Origin of the sequence: Micromonospora halotolerans, assembly GCF_032108445.1 — a bacterium.
Classification (GTDB): domain Bacteria; phylum Actinomycetota; class Actinomycetes; order Mycobacteriales; family Micromonosporaceae; genus Micromonospora; species Micromonospora halotolerans.
Map to the genome: position 1 here is coordinate 3,926,738 of NZ_CP134876.1, position 15,771 is coordinate 3,942,508.

The window sequence follows — 15,771 nt, forward strand, 5'->3', positions numbered from 1 at the left end:
TGGTGGCAGCGCAAGAGACGGTCGAGCACAAGTACGTCTACGACTTCGCCGAGGGCAACAAGGACCTCAAGGACCTGCTCGGCGGCAAGGGGGCCAACCTGGCCGAGATGACCAATCTCGGCCTGCCGGTCCCGCCCGGCTTCACCATCACCACCGAGGCCTGCAAGGCGTACCTGACGACCGGCCGGGAGCCGGACGGGCTGGCCGCCCAGATCGAGGCGCACCTGGAGTCGCTGGAGCGGGAGATGGGCCGCAAGCTCGGTGACCCGCAGGACCCGCTGCTGGTCTCGGTACGCTCCGGCGCCAAGTTCTCCATGCCCGGCATGATGGAGACCGTCCTCAACGTCGGCCTCAACGACCGCAGCGTGGTCGGGCTCAGCGCGCAGGCCGGCGGCAACGACCGCTTCGCCTGGGACTCCTACCGCCGCCTCATCCAGATGTTCGGCAAGACCGTCTGCGAGGTGCCGGGCGAGGAGTTCGAGCACGCGCTCGACGACGCCAAACGGGCCAAGGGCACCACGAACGACCTCGACCTGGACGCCGACGACCTGCGCGGGCTGGTCGACGCGTACAAGAAGATCTTCGTCAAGCACACCGGGCGGGAGTTCCCGCAGGAACCGCGCGAGCAGCTGGACCTGGCCATCCGCGCGGTCTTCGAGTCGTGGAACGCCGAGCGCGCGGTGGTCTACCGCCGGCAGGAGCGGATCCCGGCCGACCTGGGCACCGCGGTCAACGTGGTGGCCATGGTCTTCGGCAACCTCGGCGCCGACTCCGGCACCGGCGTCGCCTTCACCCGGGACCCGGCCAGCGGCGCGCAGGGCATCTACGGCGACTACCTGGCCAACGCCCAGGGCGAGGACGTGGTGGCCGGCATCCGCAACACCGTGCCGTTGCAGGAGCTGGAGCGGATCGACAAGAAGTCCTACGACGAGCTGTTGGACTACATGGCCCGGCTCGAGGAGCACTACAAGGATCTCTGCGACATCGAGTTCACCATCGAGCGCGGCAAGCTCTGGATGCTCCAGACCCGGGTTGGCAAGCGCACCGCCGCCGCCGCGTTCGTCATCGCCGGGCAGCTCGTCGACGAGGGCCTGATCGACCTGGACGAGGCGCTGCACCGGGTCAACGGGGCGCAGCTCGCCCAGCTCATGTTCCCGCGCTTCCAGCTCGACCACGAGTTCCAGCCGGTGGCCAAGGGCATCGGCGCCTCGCCCGGCGCCGCCTCCGGCAAGGTGGTCTTCACCTCCGCGCGGGCCGTCGAGCTGGCCGCCGAGGGTGAGTCGGTGATCCTGGTACGCCGGGAGACCAACCCGGACGACCTCAACGGCATGATCGCCGCCAAGGGCATCCTCACCTCGCGGGGCGGCAAGACCAGCCACGCCGCCGTGGTGGCCCGGGGCATGGGCAAGACCTGCGTCTCCGGCGCCGACGAGCTGGACGTCAACGTGCCGGCGAAGCGGTTCACCGTCGCCGGGCAGACCGTCAACGAGGGCGACGTGGTCTCCATCGACGGCACCACCGGCAAGGTCTACCTCGGCGAGGTGCCGGTCATGCCGTCCGAGGTGGTGCAGTACTTCGAGGGCAGCCTTGAACCGGAGCACGTCGACAACGCGCTGGTCCGGGCCGTACACCGGATCATGACGCACGCCGACGCCACGCGGCGGCTGGCGGTCCGGACGAACGCCGACACCGGCGAGGACGCGGCGCGGGCGCGGCGGTTCGGCGCCGAGGGCATCGGCCTGTGCCGCACCGAGCACATGTTCCTCGGCGACCGGCGGGAGCTGGTCGAGCGGCTGATCCTGGCCCGCACCGACGACGAGCGGGAGTCCGCGCTGGCCGCCCTGCTGCCGTTGCAGCGGGCCGACTTCGTGGACATCTTCCGCGCGATGGACGGCCTGCCGGTCACCGTGCGGCTCATCGACCCGCCGCTGCACGAGTTCCTGCCCCCGCTGGAGCAGCTCGCGGTCAACGTGGCGGTCGCTCAGGAGCGCGGCGAGGACGTGGCCAAGGAGGAGGCGCTGCTCGCCGCCGTCCGGCGGATGCACGAGGAGAACCCGATGCTGGGCCTGCGCGGCGTACGCCTGGGCCTGGTCATCCCCGGCCTGTTCGCCATGCAGGTCCGCGCGATCGCTGAGGCCGCCGTCGCGGTCACCCGCGACGGCGCGGTCGCCAAGCCGGAGATCATGGTCCCGCTGGTCGGCGCCGTGCAGGAGTTGGAGACGGTACGCGCGGAGGCCGAGAAGATCATCGCCGAGGTGGTCGGGGACAGCGGCGTCGAGGTGCTGATCGGCACCATGATCGAGGTGCCGCGGGCCGCGCTGACCGCCGGGCAGATCGCCGAGGCGGCGCAGTTCTTCTCCTTCGGCACCAACGACCTCACCCAGATGGGCTGGGGCTTCTCCCGCGACGACGTCGAGGGCGCGTTCTTCTGGCGCTACCTGGAGCTGGGCATCTTCGGCATCTCCCCGTTCGAGTCGATCGACCGGGAGGGCGTCGGCCGGCTGGTGCGGATCGCCGCCGAGGAGGGCCGGGCGGCCCGCCCGGGGCTGAAGCTCGGCGTGTGCGGCGAGCACGGTGGCGACCCGGACTCGGTGCACTTCTTCCACGAGGTCGGTCTCGACTACGTCTCCTGCTCGCCGTTCCGGGTGCCGGTCGCCCGGCTGGAGGCCGGCCGCGCGGTGCTCACCACCACCGGTTCGGACTCCCGCTGACGGTGTGACGCTCTCCGGGGCCGCCGACGCTGACGTCGGTGGCCCCGCGTGCGTCCGGGCGCGCCTTTCCGGCCCGCCGGGCGTAACCTGGGCTCCCGCGCACGTGTCGATCAGGAAGGTGACCGCATGACCAGCGTCTGGGAGAACCTGACGGTCGACGCCCAGGATCCGTCCCGGCTCGCCCACTGGTGGGCGGAGGCGCTCGGCTACCAGGTGATCAGCGACAAGCCGGACGAGGTGGAGATCCGCCGGACCGCCGACACGCTGCCCGGCATCGTCTTCGTCCCGGTCAGCGGTCCCAAGGAGGGCAAGAACCGGCTGCACATCGACCTGCGCCCGGCCGACCTGGAGGCCGAGGTGGAGCGCCTGGTCGACATGGGCGCCCGGCACGTCGACATTGGGCAGGGCGAGGTCGAGTGGACCGTGCTGGCCGATCCCGAGGGCAACGAGTTCTGCGTGTTGCGGCAGCGGGGATGACGGTTGACCGCGGGTCCCGGGCCTGACGACGCGGCGCGCCTGGTCACCGAGGCGCCCAAGGACACCGGGTACGGGCGGTCGCCGTACGAGCGGGACCGGGCCCGGGTGCTGCACTCGGCGGCGTTCCGCCGGCTCGCCGCGAAGACCCAGGTGCACACCGCGGGCACCGACGACTTCCTGCGTACCCGGCTGACCCACTCGCTGGAGGTGGCGCAGATCGCCCGGGAGATGGGTGCCCGGCTCGGCTGTGACCCGGACGTGGTGGACACCGCCGGGCTGGCGCACGACCTCGGTCACCCGCCCTTCGGGCACAACGGCGAGGACGCCCTGGACGCGCTCGCCGCCGACTGCGGCGGCTTCGAGGGCAACGCGCAGACCCTGCGGGTGCTCACCCGGCTGGAGGCCAAGGTGCTGGCACCCGACGGCGGCTCCGCCGGGCTGAACCTGACCCGCGCCTCGCTCGACGCGGTCGCCAAGTACCCCTGGGAGCGCCGGCCCGGCCGGCGCAAGTTCGGGGTGTACGCCGACGACCGACCGGTCTTCGCCTGGCTGCGCGAGGGCGCCCCGCCCGGCGACCGGCGCTGCCTGGAGGCGCAGGTGATGGACTGGGCCGACGACGTCGCGTACTCGGTGCACGACGTCGAGGACGGCATCCACGGCGGCTACGTCACCCTGCGCCCGCTTCTGGTGGACGCCGACGAGCGGCGGGCGCTCTGCGCCGACGTGGCGGCCGAGTACTCCGGGGAGGCGCCCGAGGACCTGGGCGAGGTGCTGGCCGAACTGCTCGCCGACCCGGTGCTCGCGCCGCTCGCCGCGTACGACGGCAGCCACCGGGCCCTCGCGGCTCTGAAGACCACCACCAGCGTGCTCACCGGCCGTTTCGTGTCGACCGTGGTGGCCGCCACCCAGGAGCGGCACGGCCCCGGCCCGCACCGCCGGTACGCCGCCGACCTCGTGGTGCCGCGCCGCATCCGGGCCCAGTGCGCGCTGCTCAAGGGCATCGCCCTGCGCTACGTGATGCGCCGCCCCGGGATCGGCCCCCGGTACGCGCAGCAGCGGGAGATCCTCGCCGACCTGGTCGCCGCCCTGCTCGACCGGGCCCCGGACGTGCTCGACCCGGTTTTCGCGCCGCTGTGGCGGGCCGCCCCGGACGATGCCGCCCGGCTGCGCGTGGTGGTCGACCAGGTGGCCTCGCTCACCGACCCGGCCGCCCTGGCCTGGCACGGCCGTCTCGTGGCGGGGCGCTGACCGCCCCTGCCGGGGTCGGCAGCCGGACAGCCCGGTGGGAGGGATCGGCGACTTAGGTTAGCCTAAGCAGCATGACGGAGCAGCGCCCGAAGACCCTCACCGCCGCCACGGTCGTCCGGACCGAGCGGCCCACCCCGCACCTGATCCGGCTCGTGCTCGGCGGTGCGGAGCTGGCCGGCCTGCCGGTGGGCGCCTACACCGACCACTACGTGAAGTTCGTCTTCCCGCCCGCCGGGGTGCGCTACCCGCACCCGACCGACCTGGCCACCATCAAGCGTGAGTTCCCGGCCGAGCAGTGGCCGCGGCTGCGGGCGTACACGGTGCGGGCCTGGGACGCGGCGGCCGGCGAGCTGACCGTGGACGTGGTGCACCACGGCGACGAGGGGCTGGCCGGGCCGTGGGCGGCCGGGCTGCGCCCCGGCGACCGGGTGCTGTTCGCCGGCCCCGGCGGCGCGTACGCGCCGGACCCGGCGGCCGACTGGCACCTGCTGGCCGGGGACGAGAGCGCGCTGCCGGCGATCGCCGCCGCCCTGGAGCGGCTGCCCGCCGGCGCGCCCGCCAAGGTCTACGTCGAGGTGGGTGGCCCGGCCGACGAGCTGCCCCTGGCCAGCGCGGGCGCGGTCGAGCTGCGCTGGCTGCACCGCGCCGGCCGTCCGGTGGGCGAGCCGCTGGTCGAGGCGCTCCGCGCGCTGGACTTCCCGCCCGGCCGGGTGCACGCCTTCGTGCACGGCGAGGCGGCCGCGGTGAAGGAGCTGCGCCGGTTGCTGCGGGTCGAGCGCGGGGTGCCGCGCGGCGACCTGTCGATCTCCGGCTACTGGCGGCGCGGCATGGACGACGAGGGCTGGCGCTCCACGAAGGCGGCCTGGAACGCCCAGGTCGAGGCCGAGGAGTCTGCCGTCCTCCCGGTCTGACCGTCACGCCCCCCGCACGGCCAGCCGGTAGAGCTCGGGGAGCAGCCACGGGGCGATCCACCGCTGCACGCCCTCCGGGGTGAAGTGCAGCCCGTCGCTGCGCACCCGGACCCCGCCGGCCTCCCAGGTGAACCGGCCGTCCGGGCAGGCCCGCCGGTTGAGGTCGAGCACGGTGGCGTGGTGCCGGTCCGCCGCCGCGCGCACGAGCCGGTTCCAGGCGTCCACCCGGGCCGGGTCGTCCTCCGGCCAGAGGCCGCCGTCCGGCCGTTCCGCCCGCCGCGTGTACGGCGCGGTCAACAGGGTCACGTGCGCGCCCCGGCTGGACGCGATGCCGACGGCCCGGTCCAGTTCGCCGGCGAGGTACCGGTCGAACGCCGGCTCGCCGACGTGCTGCCAGCGCCCGTCGAGCCGGCGGTCCATCAGCTCCCAGCGGTCGAGCAGGATGACCGCCACGTCCGGGTCGTCGGCGCGGACGCCCCGCTGCCAGCGGTCGTCCCAGTGCTCGCAGCCGGGGTAGTTCGGGTGCGGTTCGCCGATGTAGCGCAGCTCGGGGAGCCGGGCGATGCCGCAGCCCTGCACGGCCCGCACGCTGACGGTGAACTTCTGCTGCTCGGGCAGGTAGGTGCCGAGCGACCACGACACGGAGTCGCCGAGGAAGGCGATCCGGGGCGGTCCGGGCCGCCGCCCCGGGCGGCGTGCCGGGGGCACCGCGGTGGGGGAGCCGGCGGCGCCGGCCGTCGGGGGCGCGGCGTCGAGGGCGATGGCCGGCTTCGGCGGCGGTGCGGGTGGCACGGTGCCGAGCACCGCGACGGCGGCCACGCCGGCCACCGCCGTACCGGCCAGCGCGGGCGCCGGCCGGGGCAGCCGCCGGGCCCGCCGGATCGGGCGCTCCACCAGCAGGTACGACCCGCCGGCGGCGGCCAGCGTCACCGCGCACCGGGCGGCGAGCAGGGCGAGCCCGGTCAGCCCGGTCCGCTCGGCGGTGAGCCACTGGAACAGGGGCCAGTGCCAGAGGTAGACGCCGTAGGAGATCCGCCCGAGCCAGACCAGCGGCGCCAGGGCGAGCAGCCGCGCGGTGGGGGAGGCGGGGCTCACCACCGCGTGGGCGATGACCGCCGCCACCGCGAGGGCGGCCGCGGTGAGGCCGCCCCGGTAGAGCCAGGCATCGCCGCCGTCGGCGGTGGCCCAGCACCAGCCGGTCAGGGCGGCCCCGGCCAGCGCCAGCGCCCCGAGGACCGGGTGGCGTGCCGGCCGGCCGGTCACCGCCTCGCTCCGGCGGGCCAGCGGCACGGCGAGCGCGGCGCCGACCAGGAGGGCGACCGCCCGGGTGTCGGTGCCGTAGTAGACGCGGTCCGGGGCGCCGGGGGTGAACAGCGCCGCGGCGGCGACCGCCGAGCCGGCCGCGCCCAGCAGCACGATCGGCAGCACGGCGGCGGGCCGACGGCCGGGCACGGTCGCGCCCCGCTTGGCCGCCCAGCCCAGCAGCACGATCAGCAGCAGCGGCCAGAGCAGGTAGAACTGCTCCTCGATGCCGAGCGACCAGGTGTGTTGCAGCGGGGACGCGCTGCCGGTGGCGGCGAAGTAGTCACCGTCCCGGTTCGCCATCCGCCAGTTGGCGACGTACCCGAGCGCGGCCAGCTCGTCCCAGCGCAGCGCGCCGAGTTCGGTGCCCGGCATCAGCTTCCGGGAGACCAGCAGCACGACGAGGAGCACCAGCAGCAACGCGGGCAGCAGCCGGCGCACCCGCCGCCCCCAGAACGCGACCAGGTCGACGCGGCCGGTGTCGCGGTGCTCGGCCAGCAGCAGCGACGTGATCAAGAACCCGGACAGCACGAAGAAGGCGTCCACCCCGAGGAAGCCGCCCGAGAGGGCGGCGACCCCGCCGTGGAACGCGAGGACGGCCGCGACCGCGAGCGCCCGGACCCCGTCCAGGGCCGGTTGGTACGGAATCCTGGCCCTGCTCGTACCCGACATGGCCCGGTTGTCCCCGTCGGCGGCCGCCTTACACCCGGGACGCGGGTGTACCCCGAGTTGTAGTAGAGGTGCTACATTTCGCGGTATGACTGCGGTCGAACTGTCGGGGGCCGCCACGGCCTCCCACGCGCCCGTCGCGGACCTGGTCCTCGACGTCCGCGACCTGCGCATGCGGTACGGCACCGTCGACGTGCTGCACGGGGTCGACCTCACCGCCCGGCGGGGTGAGGTGCTCGCCCTGCTCGGGCCCAACGGGGCCGGCAAGACCACCACCATCGAGATCCTGGAGGGCTTCCGGCTGCGGTCGGCCGGGTCGGTCCGGGTGCTCGGCGTCGACCCCGCCCGGGGTGACGAGCGCTGGCGCGCCCGGCTGGGCGTGGTGCTCCAGTCCTGGCGCGACCACGGCAAGTGGCGGGTGCGGGACCTGCTGGCCCACCTCGGCGACTTCTACGCGCCGTACGCCACCGACCGGATCGTCCGGCCGTGGCCGGTCGACGACCTGCTGGAGACCGTCGGCCTCACGACCCACGCGGGCAAGCGGGTGGCCCGGCTCTCCGGCGGCCAGCGTCGCCGGCTCGACGTGGCGGTCGGCATCGTGGGCCGCCCGGAGCTGCTGTTCCTGGACGAGCCGACGGTCGGCTTCGACCCGGCCGCCCGGCGGGAGTTCCACGAGCTGGTGCACCGCCTCGCCGACCTGGAGGAGACCACCATCCTGCTCACCACGCACGACCTGGACGAGGCGGAGAAGCTGGCCGACCGGATCCTCATCCTGGCCGGCGGCCGGATCATCGCCGACGGGTCGCCCGACGAGCTGTCCCGCCGGGTCGCCGGTGACGCGGAGATCCGCTGGACGCGGGACGGCGAGCGCTTCGTGCACGCCACCGCCGACGCCACCGCCTTCGTGCGCGACCTGCTCCGCGAGCACGGCGACCGGGTGCAGGAGCTGGAGGTCCGCCGGGCCAGCCTGGAGGACGCCTACATCACGTTGGTCCAGGAGGAGGAGTCCGGGTTGCGGGCCGGCCGGACCGCCCGGATCTGGCAGCAGGGGAGCGAGCGATGAACCCGACCGCGACGGCCGTCCGGGCCGGTGTGCGGCGCGGCACGATCGAGCTGCGCAACACCCTCACCAACGGGCAGGACCTCTGGAACTACTTCTTCCCGACCGCGGTCCTGCTGGTCGCCATGTTCTTCATGCGCGGCTCCACGGTGCCCGGCACCGACTTCTCCCTCGGCGCCCGGACGCTGCCCAGCACGATCGGCATGGGCCTGATCTTCGGCGGGCTGCTCGGCCTCTCCCAGCAGCTCATCGTCGACCGGGAGGACGGCACGCTGCTGCGCGCCAAGGCGACGCCGAACGGCATGCTCGGCTACCTGATCGGCAAGATCGTGCTGATCTCGGCAGTGTCGCTGATCGGCGTGGTGGTCCAGCTCACGCCCGGGCTGTTCTTCCTGGACGGGATCCGGCTCGGCGATCCCGGCGCGTGGCTCACCCTGGCCTGGGTGGTGCCGATCGGGCTGGTGGCGACGCTCCCGCTGGGCGCCGTGATCGGCTCGCTGATCGAGAATCCCCGGAACATGGGCCTGGTGGTGCTGCCGATCTTCGGCCTCATCGCGCTGTCCGGCATCTTCTATCCGATCAACGGCCTGCCCGGCTGGCTCCAGGGCGTCGCCCAGGTCTTCCCGGTCTACTGGCTAGGGTTGGGCATGCGTTCGGCGCTGCTCCCCGCCGACCTGGCCGCGGTCGAGCTCGGCGGCTCCTGGCGCCACCTGGAGACCCTCGGCGTGCTCGGTGCCTGGGCGGTGCTCGGGTTGGTGCTGGCCCCCGTGGTGCTGCGGCGGATGGCCCGGCGGGAGTCCGGCTCGCGGGTGGCGGCCCGGCGGGAACGGGCCATGCAGCGGGTCGGATGAGAGGGCGCCGATGAGCGAGGTCGTGCACAACCGGATCGCCGTGCTGCGTGCCGAGCGGGGGATCTCCCGGCGGCAGCTCGCCGACGCGCTGGGCGTGCACTACCAGACGGTCGGCTACCTGGAGCGGGGCGAGTTCCGGCCCAGCCTCCACCTGGCGCTGCGGATCGCCGCCTACTTCGAGGTGCCGGTCGAGGTGGTCTTCTCCATCGAACCGTTCCCGCGGATCGGCGACGCCGCCGCCGGGGCCGGCCGATCGGCCTGACCGGGGGCGGGCGGTGTCCGCCACACGTCCGTCCCCCCGGGCGCGGATCGTCGGTCCGGCAGGGCAGGATGTACGCCGAGGAGGTGGCGGAGATGGCGGGGCGGATCCGGGACGAGGACATCGCGCTGGTCCGCGAGCGCACCTCCATCGCCGAGGTCATCTCCGACACGGTGACGCTCAAGTCGGCCGGCGGCGGCAACCTCAAGGGCCTCTGCCCGTTCCACGACGAGAAGAGCCCGTCGTTCAACGTCTCGCCGGCCCGCAACGTCTGGTACTGCTTCGGCTGCGGCGCCGGCGGCGACGCGATCAAGTTCCTGATGGACGCCGAGCACCTGAGCTTCGTCGAGTCCGTCGAGCGGCTCGCCGACCGCGCCGGCATCCAGCTGCGCTACGTCGAGGACGACCGCTCGGCCCCGCGCGCCCGCCCTCAGCAGGGGCAGCGTCAGCGCCTGGTGGCCGCGCACGCGGCCGCCGCCGAGTTCTACCGCGGCCAGCTCACCACGGCCGGCGCCCGGGCGGCGCGGGAGTTCCTCGCCCAGCGGGGCTTCGACCGGGCCGCCGCCGAGCGCTACGGCTGCGGCTTCGCCCCCGACGCGTGGGACCTGCTCACCAAGCACCTGCGCCAGCAGGGCTTCACCCACGACGAGCTGGTCACGGCGGGGCTGTCCCGCCCGTCCCGCTCGGGCAGCCTGATCGACCGGTTCCGGCGCCGGCTGCTCTGGCCGATCCGCGACCTCACCGGCGACGTCATCGGCTTCGGCGCCCGCAAGCTCTTCGACGACGACGACGGCCCGAAATACCTGAACACCCCCGAGACGCCGATCTACAAGAAGTCCCACGTCCTCTACGGCATCGACCAGGCCAAGCGGGAGATCGCCAAGCAGGGCAAGGTGGTGGTGGTCGAGGGCTACACCGACGTGATGGCCTGCCACCTGGCCGGCGTGCCCACGGCCGTGGCGACCTGCGGCACAGCGTTCGGCGCCGACCACATCGGGGTGCTGCGCCGGCTCCTCATGGACACCGACGCGGTCGCCGGCGAGATCATCTTCACCTTCGACGGTGACGCCGCCGGCCAGAAGGCCGCCCTGCGCGCCTTCGAGGACGACCAGCGCTTCGTCGGGCGCACCTTCATCGCGGTCAGCCCCGACAACATGGACCCGTGCGAGCTGCGCCTGGCCAAGGGCGACCTCGCGGTCCGCGACCTGGTCGCCCGCCGCGAGCCGCTTGTCGACTTCGCGCTCCGCCACATGATCAACCGCTACGACCTGGACACCGTCGACGGCCGGGTGGAGGCCATGCGCCGGGCCGCCCCGCTGGTCGCCAAGATCAAGGACCGGGAGAAGCGCCCCGAGTACGTCCGCAAGCTCGCCGGGGATCTCGGCATGGAGATCGAGCCGGTGCAGCGCGCGGTGCTGGCCGCCGCCAACGGGCAGCCCGCCGGCACGGTGGCGGCACCCACCCGCCCCGCCCCGGCCGCGCCCAGCGTGGACAGTCCGCAGTCGATGGTCGAGCGGGAGGCGCTGAAGCTGGCCCTCCAGGAGCCGGTGCTGGCCGGGCCGATGTTCGACGCGGTCGAGGCGGCCGCATACCGGCACCCGGTGCACGCCGCACTCCGCGCCGCCATCGCCGCGGCCGGCGGGGCGGCGACGGCCACCGGCGGCGCGGTCTGGATCGAGCAGGTCCGCGACGCCTGCGACGACCTGGCCGGCCAGGCGCTCGTCGGGGAGTTGGCCGTGGAGCCGCTGCGCATCGACGGCGAGCCCGACCCCCGGTACGTCTCGATCACCATGGCCCGCCTCCAGTTCGGCTCGGTGACCGGGCGGATCAAGGACCTGAAGTCGAAGATCCAGCGGATCAACCCGGTGAGCAACAAGGACGAGTACTTCGCCCTCTTCGGGGAGCTGCTCTCGCTGGAACAGCACGCGCGGGCGCTGCGCGAGCAGGCCGCCGGAGGGCTGTGATGGGACTCTTCAATCGCAAGCCCAAGGTGCCGCCCGCCGACCGCCCGCCGCTGCGCGGCGACGAGCGGGTGCTCGCCTGGGCCGCCGTGGGCAACGGCGAGGGCGACGGCGTCGTGGTGGCCAGCAACCTCGGGCTGTGGCTGCCCGGCCGCGCTGAGCGGATCGGCTGGCACGACATCCTCAAGGCGGTCTGGTCCGGCCGGGAGCTCACCGTCACCCCGGCCGACCGGGTCACCGAGCGGGACGGTTACGTGGTGGTGGCCGACTGCCCGGCCGAGACCTACCTGCTGCTCGACCCGGGCGACCTGCCCCACCAGGTGCGGGCCCGGGTCACCCGCTCGGTCGCGTACACGGCGCACCACCCGGTGCCCGGCGGCGCCGGCCGCGTCGCCGCCCGGCGGGTGCCCGGCGTGGACGGGCTGACCTGGACGGTGCGCTACGACCCGGGCACGCCCACCGACGACGAGGCGGTGACCGCCGAGACCGACCGGCTCGTCGCCGCCGCCCGGGCGGCAACCGCCCCCGCGGACCTGTGAGCCGTCACCCGCTGCGGTAGAAGCGCTCCGCTCCCGGGTGCAGCGGGATCGGATCGGTGGCGGCCGCGCTGTCCCGGGTGAAGTTCGCCGCCTCCGGGTGCACCCTGATCAGCTCGCCCTGCCAGGTGAAGAGCACCCGGGTCAGGTCGTACGCGAGCTGGTCGGGCATGTCGGCCGCCACCAGGATCACGTTCGCCACCGTGATGGTCGGGGTGGCCGCCGGGGTGCCGTAGATGTCCTTGGGCAGGATGGCCGTCGTGTAGACCGAGCCGTAGCGGGCGGACAGCGGTTCGATCAGCTCGGTGAGCGGGAGCAGCCGAAACGCCCCCGGCGCGCCGGAGAGCAGGTCCTTGATGCCCGGGGTGGGCAGGCCGCCGGAGAAGAACATCGCATCCAGGCTGCCGGCCCGCATCCGCTGCACCGTCTCGGGCAGCGACAGGTTGAGCCGCTGGATGTCGCGGGCCGGGTCGATCCCGCCGGCGGTGAGCAGCCGGCCGGCGATGATGTCGGTGCCGGACTTCGGCGAGCCGGTGGAGATCCGCTTGCCGCGCAGGTCGGCGAAGCTGTCGATCTTCCCGTCGGCGCGGACGATCACGTGGGTGTAGTTGCTGTAGATCCGAGCCAGCGCGCGTACCGGCTGCGGCTGGCCCTCGAAGCCGCCCCGGCCGCTGACCGCGTCGGCGGCCGTGTCGGCCAGGCTGAACGCGATCTCCATGTCGCCGCCGGCCAGCCGCGTGATGTTCTCCACCGAGGCGCCGGTCGGCTCGGCCCGCGCCTCGTACCCGGGCAGGTGCCGGCTGATCAGGTCGGCGTAGCCGCCGCCGAGCTGGTAGTAGACGCCGGTGGTGTTGCCGGTGGCCAGGAAGATCCGGCCGTCGTGCCAGGCCCTCGGCTCGGCGTCCGCCCCGCCGCAGCCCGCCACCAGGGCGGCCAGCAGGAGGGCGGCGACCAGCCGCAGCGGGCGGCCGGTCACCGGCGGGCCGCCGGTTCCAGCGCCTCCGCCACCCGCTGGACCAGCGTCGCCGTCTCGTAGCCGATCTGGCCCAGGTCGCAGCCGGGCGCGGCGAGCACCCCGAGCAGCGCGCGCTCGCCGACCGCCATCACGAGCATCACCCCGCCGTCCATGTCGACGATCTGCTGGCGTACCCGGCCGGCGGACATCAGCCGGGCCGCGCCCACGGTCAGGCTGGCCAACCCGCTGATCACCGCGGCGAGCTGGTCCACCTGGTCGGGTGCGAGGTCGGGGGACGCGGCCAGCCGCAGGCCGTCCTCGGACACCGCGAGGGCGTGGGACACGTCCGGCACCTGCTCGGCGAAGTTCGCCAGCAGCCAGTCGAGCCCGGCGGTCACGGGTGGGGTCATGGATTTCTCCCGGTGGGTGTGGTGTTCGGGGCACGGCGCATCGCGCTGGCCACCCCCTCGGCGAGGGCGGACAGGCGGGCGCGTACCACCTCGGGGTCGAGCAGGTCGTCCGCGGGCCGGGGCGGCGGGGCGGTGGTGGGCAGCGCCGCGGGGAGCTGCCCACCCCGGGTCCGGCGCGGCAGGCCGGCGCCGGTGGTCCCCGCGGGCGCGGGGGAACTGGCCGGCCGGATCCGGGCGGCGCTCGGCGCCAGCAGGGCGGCGCCCGGTGGGCGTACGGCGGCGACGCCCCGGACGGGGCCGGCGGGCAGCGGCGGTCCGCCGGCGACCGGCCCGGCGACGGCCGGCGCGGGAGCGGTGACGACCAGGTGGCGGGCGCCGGTGGCCGGCCGCAGCGGGGTCGGGCCGGCGGCGCGGGGCCGGAACCAGGGCGCCGGGCGGCCGGTCGGATGGCCGCGCTCGGCGGCCGGCCGCCGGGTCACCGACTCGACCCGGGTGAGCACCGACTCGGGCACGTCCACCTGGGCGACCGTGCCGCTGGCGGTGTGGTGCAGCTGCACCCGGATCCCGTGCCGGGCGGCCAGATGGGCCACCACGTGCAGGCCCATGCTGCCGGCCGCGGCGCTGGACAGGGTGGCCGGCGCGGCGAGCCGCTCGTTGATGGTGGCCAGCCGGGTCTCGCTGATGCCGATGCCCTGGTCGTGCACCCGCAGGGTGAGCCCGTCCACGGTGCGCCGCCCGTCGACGAGCACCCGGGCGTCCGGCGGCGAGTAGACGGTGGCGTTCTCCAGCAGCTCGGCCAGCAGGTGCACCAGGTTGCCGGCCGCCGCGCCGTGCACGGCGGCGGTCGGCACGTCGATCTCGACCCGCGGGTAGTCCTCGATCTCGGAGGCGGCCGCCCGGACCACGTCGTCCAGGAGCAGCGCGCCCTCGTGCCCCCGGCCGGGTTCGCCACCGGCGAGGACCAGCAGGTTCTCCCCGTTGCGGCGCAGCCGGGCGGCCAGGTGGTCCAGGGCGAAGAGCCGGGCCAGCGCGTCCGGGTCGGTCTCCTCGCGTTCGAACTCGTCGAGCAGGCGCAGCTGGCGGGTGATCAGCGTGCGGATCCGGCGGGCCAGCGCCTCGGCCATCCGGGTCACGTCCAGCCGCAGCTCGGCCTGCTCACCGGCGAGCCGCAGGGCGGCCTTGTTGACCGTGTCGAACGCCTCGGCCACCTGGGCCACCTCGTCGCGGCCCCGGCGGATCCCGTCGGTCAGCCGCGTTGCCGTGCCCGCGCCCGGGCCGCCCTCGCCCGCCGCGATCGCGGTGATCCGGTCCGGGAGCTCCCGGTTGGCCATGGTGAGCGCCGCGACCCGCAGCCGGCGCAGCCGCCGGCTGGTCCGGACCGCCAGCAGCACGGCGGTGAGCAGCGAGCCGAGCGCCACGGTGCTGGTCGCCCCGGCGGTGAGCAGGGCCCGCTGCCGGGCGGTCCGGGCCAGCGCCGCGGCGTCCCGGTCCAGCCCGTCGGACAGTTCCCGGCCGAGGAGGTTGTAGCGGCGGATGGTGCCGCTCTGCGCCACGTACCAGGCGTCGCCGTCGGTCTTCAGCGACTCCGGCCCGCCGTCGCTGTCCAGCACGCCGTCGCGCATCCGCCGGGCCGTCTCCACGTCAGTACCGCCGACCAGCCGGTACCAGGCGGAGTTGGCGGGGCCGGCGGCGATCCGGAGGAACTCGGCCTGGCGCTGCTCCCGGGCGCCCCGGAGCCGGCCGAGCCCGGCCAGCTCGCCCCGGACCAGCGCGCCCCGCACGAACACCCCGCGCAGCAGGTCGCGTTCCAGCGCCGAGAGGTGCTCCTGGGCGGCCACCGCGGCCACCTCGCGCGCCTCGTTGGCCAGTTCGGCGTCGCGGAGCTGGGCGGGCAGCGCGTCGGCGACGGCGAGCAGGGACTCGACAAGCGAGGCGTACGCCGGGTCGGCCCGGTCCCCGCTCAGCGCCAGGTCCCGCGTCGGCGCGAGCTGGCGGAGCCGCCCGTCCGCGTCGTCGAGCACCGGGGTGAGGTCGGGTGCGGCCCGGCGGGCGTCGCCGCTCGCAGCGCGGTAGCGGGTGACCGCCGCGTCCACCCGGCGCCGCTGCGCGTCGACCAGCGGCCGGCCGGCGGCGCCGCCGCGCTGGCGCAGCGCCGCCGTCTCGCCCAGTTCGCGTTCCAGCTCGTGCACCAGCCGCACGGTGGCGGTGGCGGTGCCGGCGAGCACGCGGGCCCGGTCGGCGTCGGCGGAGGCGTCCAGCGCGGCGCCGGTCTGGGCGGCGCCCAGCACCACCAGGCCGACCGTGGCCACCAGGATCGGCGCGAGCAGTTGGACCCGGACCGAGCGGAGGTGCCCGGTGCGGTCCGCGGGCCGGTGATGCCGGCGTACGCGGGCGGGGTGGGGCAGCGGCACGGGGGTCTCC

13 protein-coding genes are annotated in these 15,771 nt (G+C 74.8%); 9 read left to right on the top strand and 4 right to left on the bottom strand.

Going from position 1 to position 15,771, the window contains the following annotated elements:
- Positions 1 to 2 precede the first annotated feature (2 nt).
- The 4 genes from ppdK (at position 3) to RMN56_RS18745 (ending at position 5,347) form a co-directional block, all read left to right on the top strand.
- Complete coding sequence (gene ppdK, locus RMN56_RS18730; protein WP_313718745.1) at positions 3 to 2,711, top strand: pyruvate, phosphate dikinase; 2,709 nt, start codon at positions 3 to 5, stop codon at positions 2,709 to 2,711.
- Positions 2,712 to 2,837: 126 nt separating this feature from the next.
- Positions 2,838 to 3,188, top strand: a complete 351-nt coding sequence (locus tag RMN56_RS18735) for a VOC family protein (RefSeq protein ID WP_262282089.1) — start codon at positions 2,838 to 2,840, stop codon at positions 3,186 to 3,188.
- A gap of 3 nt (positions 3,189 to 3,191) precedes the next feature.
- Positions 3,192 to 4,436 carry a deoxyguanosinetriphosphate triphosphohydrolase gene (locus tag RMN56_RS18740; RefSeq protein ID WP_313718746.1) on the top strand — a complete coding sequence of 415 codons (1,245 nt, stop codon included), beginning with the start codon at positions 3,192 to 3,194 and terminating at the stop codon, positions 4,434 to 4,436.
- A 71-nt stretch (positions 4,437 to 4,507) separates the two neighbouring features.
- Positions 4,508 to 5,347 (top strand): siderophore-interacting protein, encoded by an 840-nt coding sequence (locus RMN56_RS18745; protein WP_313718747.1) that lies wholly within the window; start codon positions 4,508 to 4,510, stop codon positions 5,345 to 5,347.
- A gap of 3 nt (positions 5,348 to 5,350) precedes the next feature.
- On the opposite strand, the gene RMN56_RS18750 is transcribed toward RMN56_RS18745, so the two are convergent.
- A complete protein-coding gene (locus RMN56_RS18750; RefSeq protein ID WP_313718748.1) occupies positions 5,351 to 7,321 on the bottom strand; it encodes a DUF459 domain-containing protein in 1,971 nt (656 codons plus the stop codon).
- Between the two features lie 85 nt (positions 7,322 to 7,406).
- On the opposite strand from RMN56_RS18750, the gene RMN56_RS18755 reads away from it, so the two are divergent.
- From RMN56_RS18755 to RMN56_RS18775, 5 genes are all read left to right on the top strand, one after another.
- Entirely contained in the window at positions 7,407 to 8,381 is a 975-nt protein-coding gene (locus RMN56_RS18755; RefSeq protein WP_376787201.1) for an ABC transporter ATP-binding protein, read from the top strand.
- Positions 8,378 to 9,229: an ABC transporter permease gene (locus RMN56_RS18760; protein WP_313718750.1), complete on the top strand. Its 852-nt coding sequence runs from the start codon at positions 8,378 to 8,380 to the stop codon at positions 9,227 to 9,229. The genes RMN56_RS18755 and RMN56_RS18760 overlap by 4 nt, the downstream gene beginning before the upstream one ends.
- Positions 9,230 to 9,239: 10 nt before the next feature.
- The gene (locus RMN56_RS18765) at positions 9,240 to 9,491 is read left to right on the top strand and encodes a helix-turn-helix transcriptional regulator (protein ID WP_262282095.1); all 252 of its coding nucleotides are present in this window, start codon (positions 9,240 to 9,242) and stop codon (positions 9,489 to 9,491) included.
- 68 nt (positions 9,492 to 9,559) lie between these two features.
- Positions 9,560 to 11,452 carry a DNA primase gene (gene dnaG / locus RMN56_RS18770; protein ID WP_313718753.1) on the top strand — a complete coding sequence of 631 codons (1,893 nt, stop codon included), beginning with the start codon at positions 9,560 to 9,562 and terminating at the stop codon, positions 11,450 to 11,452.
- On the top strand, positions 11,452 to 11,988 hold the full coding sequence (locus tag RMN56_RS18775) for a hypothetical protein (protein WP_313718754.1): 537 nt from the start codon (positions 11,452 to 11,454) through the stop codon (positions 11,986 to 11,988). The genes dnaG and RMN56_RS18775 overlap by 1 nt, the downstream gene beginning before the upstream one ends.
- Positions 11,989 to 11,992: 4 nt before the next feature.
- Here the strand turns inward: RMN56_RS18775 and RMN56_RS18780 are convergent, their stop codons facing one another.
- From RMN56_RS18780 to RMN56_RS18790, 3 genes are read right to left on the bottom strand one after another with little or no spacing between them, the layout of a single operon-like run.
- On the bottom strand, positions 11,993 to 12,961 hold the full coding sequence (locus RMN56_RS18780; RefSeq protein WP_313718755.1) for a TAXI family TRAP transporter solute-binding subunit: 969 nt from the start codon (positions 12,959 to 12,961) through the stop codon (positions 11,993 to 11,995).
- Entirely contained in the window at positions 12,958 to 13,350 is a 393-nt protein-coding gene (locus tag RMN56_RS18785) for a roadblock/LC7 domain-containing protein (protein ID WP_091319365.1), read from the bottom strand. The genes RMN56_RS18780 and RMN56_RS18785 overlap by 4 nt, the downstream gene beginning before the upstream one ends.
- The gene (locus RMN56_RS18790) at positions 13,347 to 15,761 is read right to left on the bottom strand and encodes a sensor histidine kinase (protein ID WP_313718756.1); all 2,415 of its coding nucleotides are present in this window, start codon (positions 15,759 to 15,761) and stop codon (positions 13,347 to 13,349) included. The genes RMN56_RS18785 and RMN56_RS18790 overlap by 4 nt, the downstream gene beginning before the upstream one ends.
- Between the last annotated feature and the right edge of the window lie 10 nt (positions 15,762 to 15,771).

Bases quoted from the DNA above. Each gene is read 5' to 3' on its own strand.
- RMN56_RS18755 (WP_376787201.1), top strand. From the start codon at position 7,407: ATGACTGCGGTCGAACTGTCGGGGGCCGCCACGGCCTCCCACGCGCCC.
- RMN56_RS18745 (WP_313718747.1), top strand. From the start codon at position 4,508: ATGACGGAGCAGCGCCCGAAGACCCTCACCGCCGCCACGGTCGTCCGG.
- RMN56_RS18760 (WP_313718750.1), top strand. From the start codon at position 8,378: ATGAACCCGACCGCGACGGCCGTCCGGGCCGGTGTGCGGCGCGGCACG.
- RMN56_RS18785 (WP_091319365.1), bottom strand. From the start codon at position 13,350: ATGACCCCACCCGTGACCGCCGGGCTCGACTGGCTGCTGGCGAACTTC.
- dnaG (WP_313718753.1), top strand. From the start codon at position 9,560: ATGTACGCCGAGGAGGTGGCGGAGATGGCGGGGCGGATCCGGGACGAG.
- RMN56_RS18750 (WP_313718748.1), bottom strand. From the start codon at position 7,321: ATGTCGGGTACGAGCAGGGCCAGGATTCCGTACCAACCGGCCCTGGAC.
- RMN56_RS18775 (WP_313718754.1), top strand. From the start codon at position 11,452: ATGGGACTCTTCAATCGCAAGCCCAAGGTGCCGCCCGCCGACCGCCCG.
- RMN56_RS18765 (WP_262282095.1), top strand. From the start codon at position 9,240: ATGAGCGAGGTCGTGCACAACCGGATCGCCGTGCTGCGTGCCGAGCGG.
- RMN56_RS18735 (WP_262282089.1), top strand. From the start codon at position 2,838: ATGACCAGCGTCTGGGAGAACCTGACGGTCGACGCCCAGGATCCGTCC.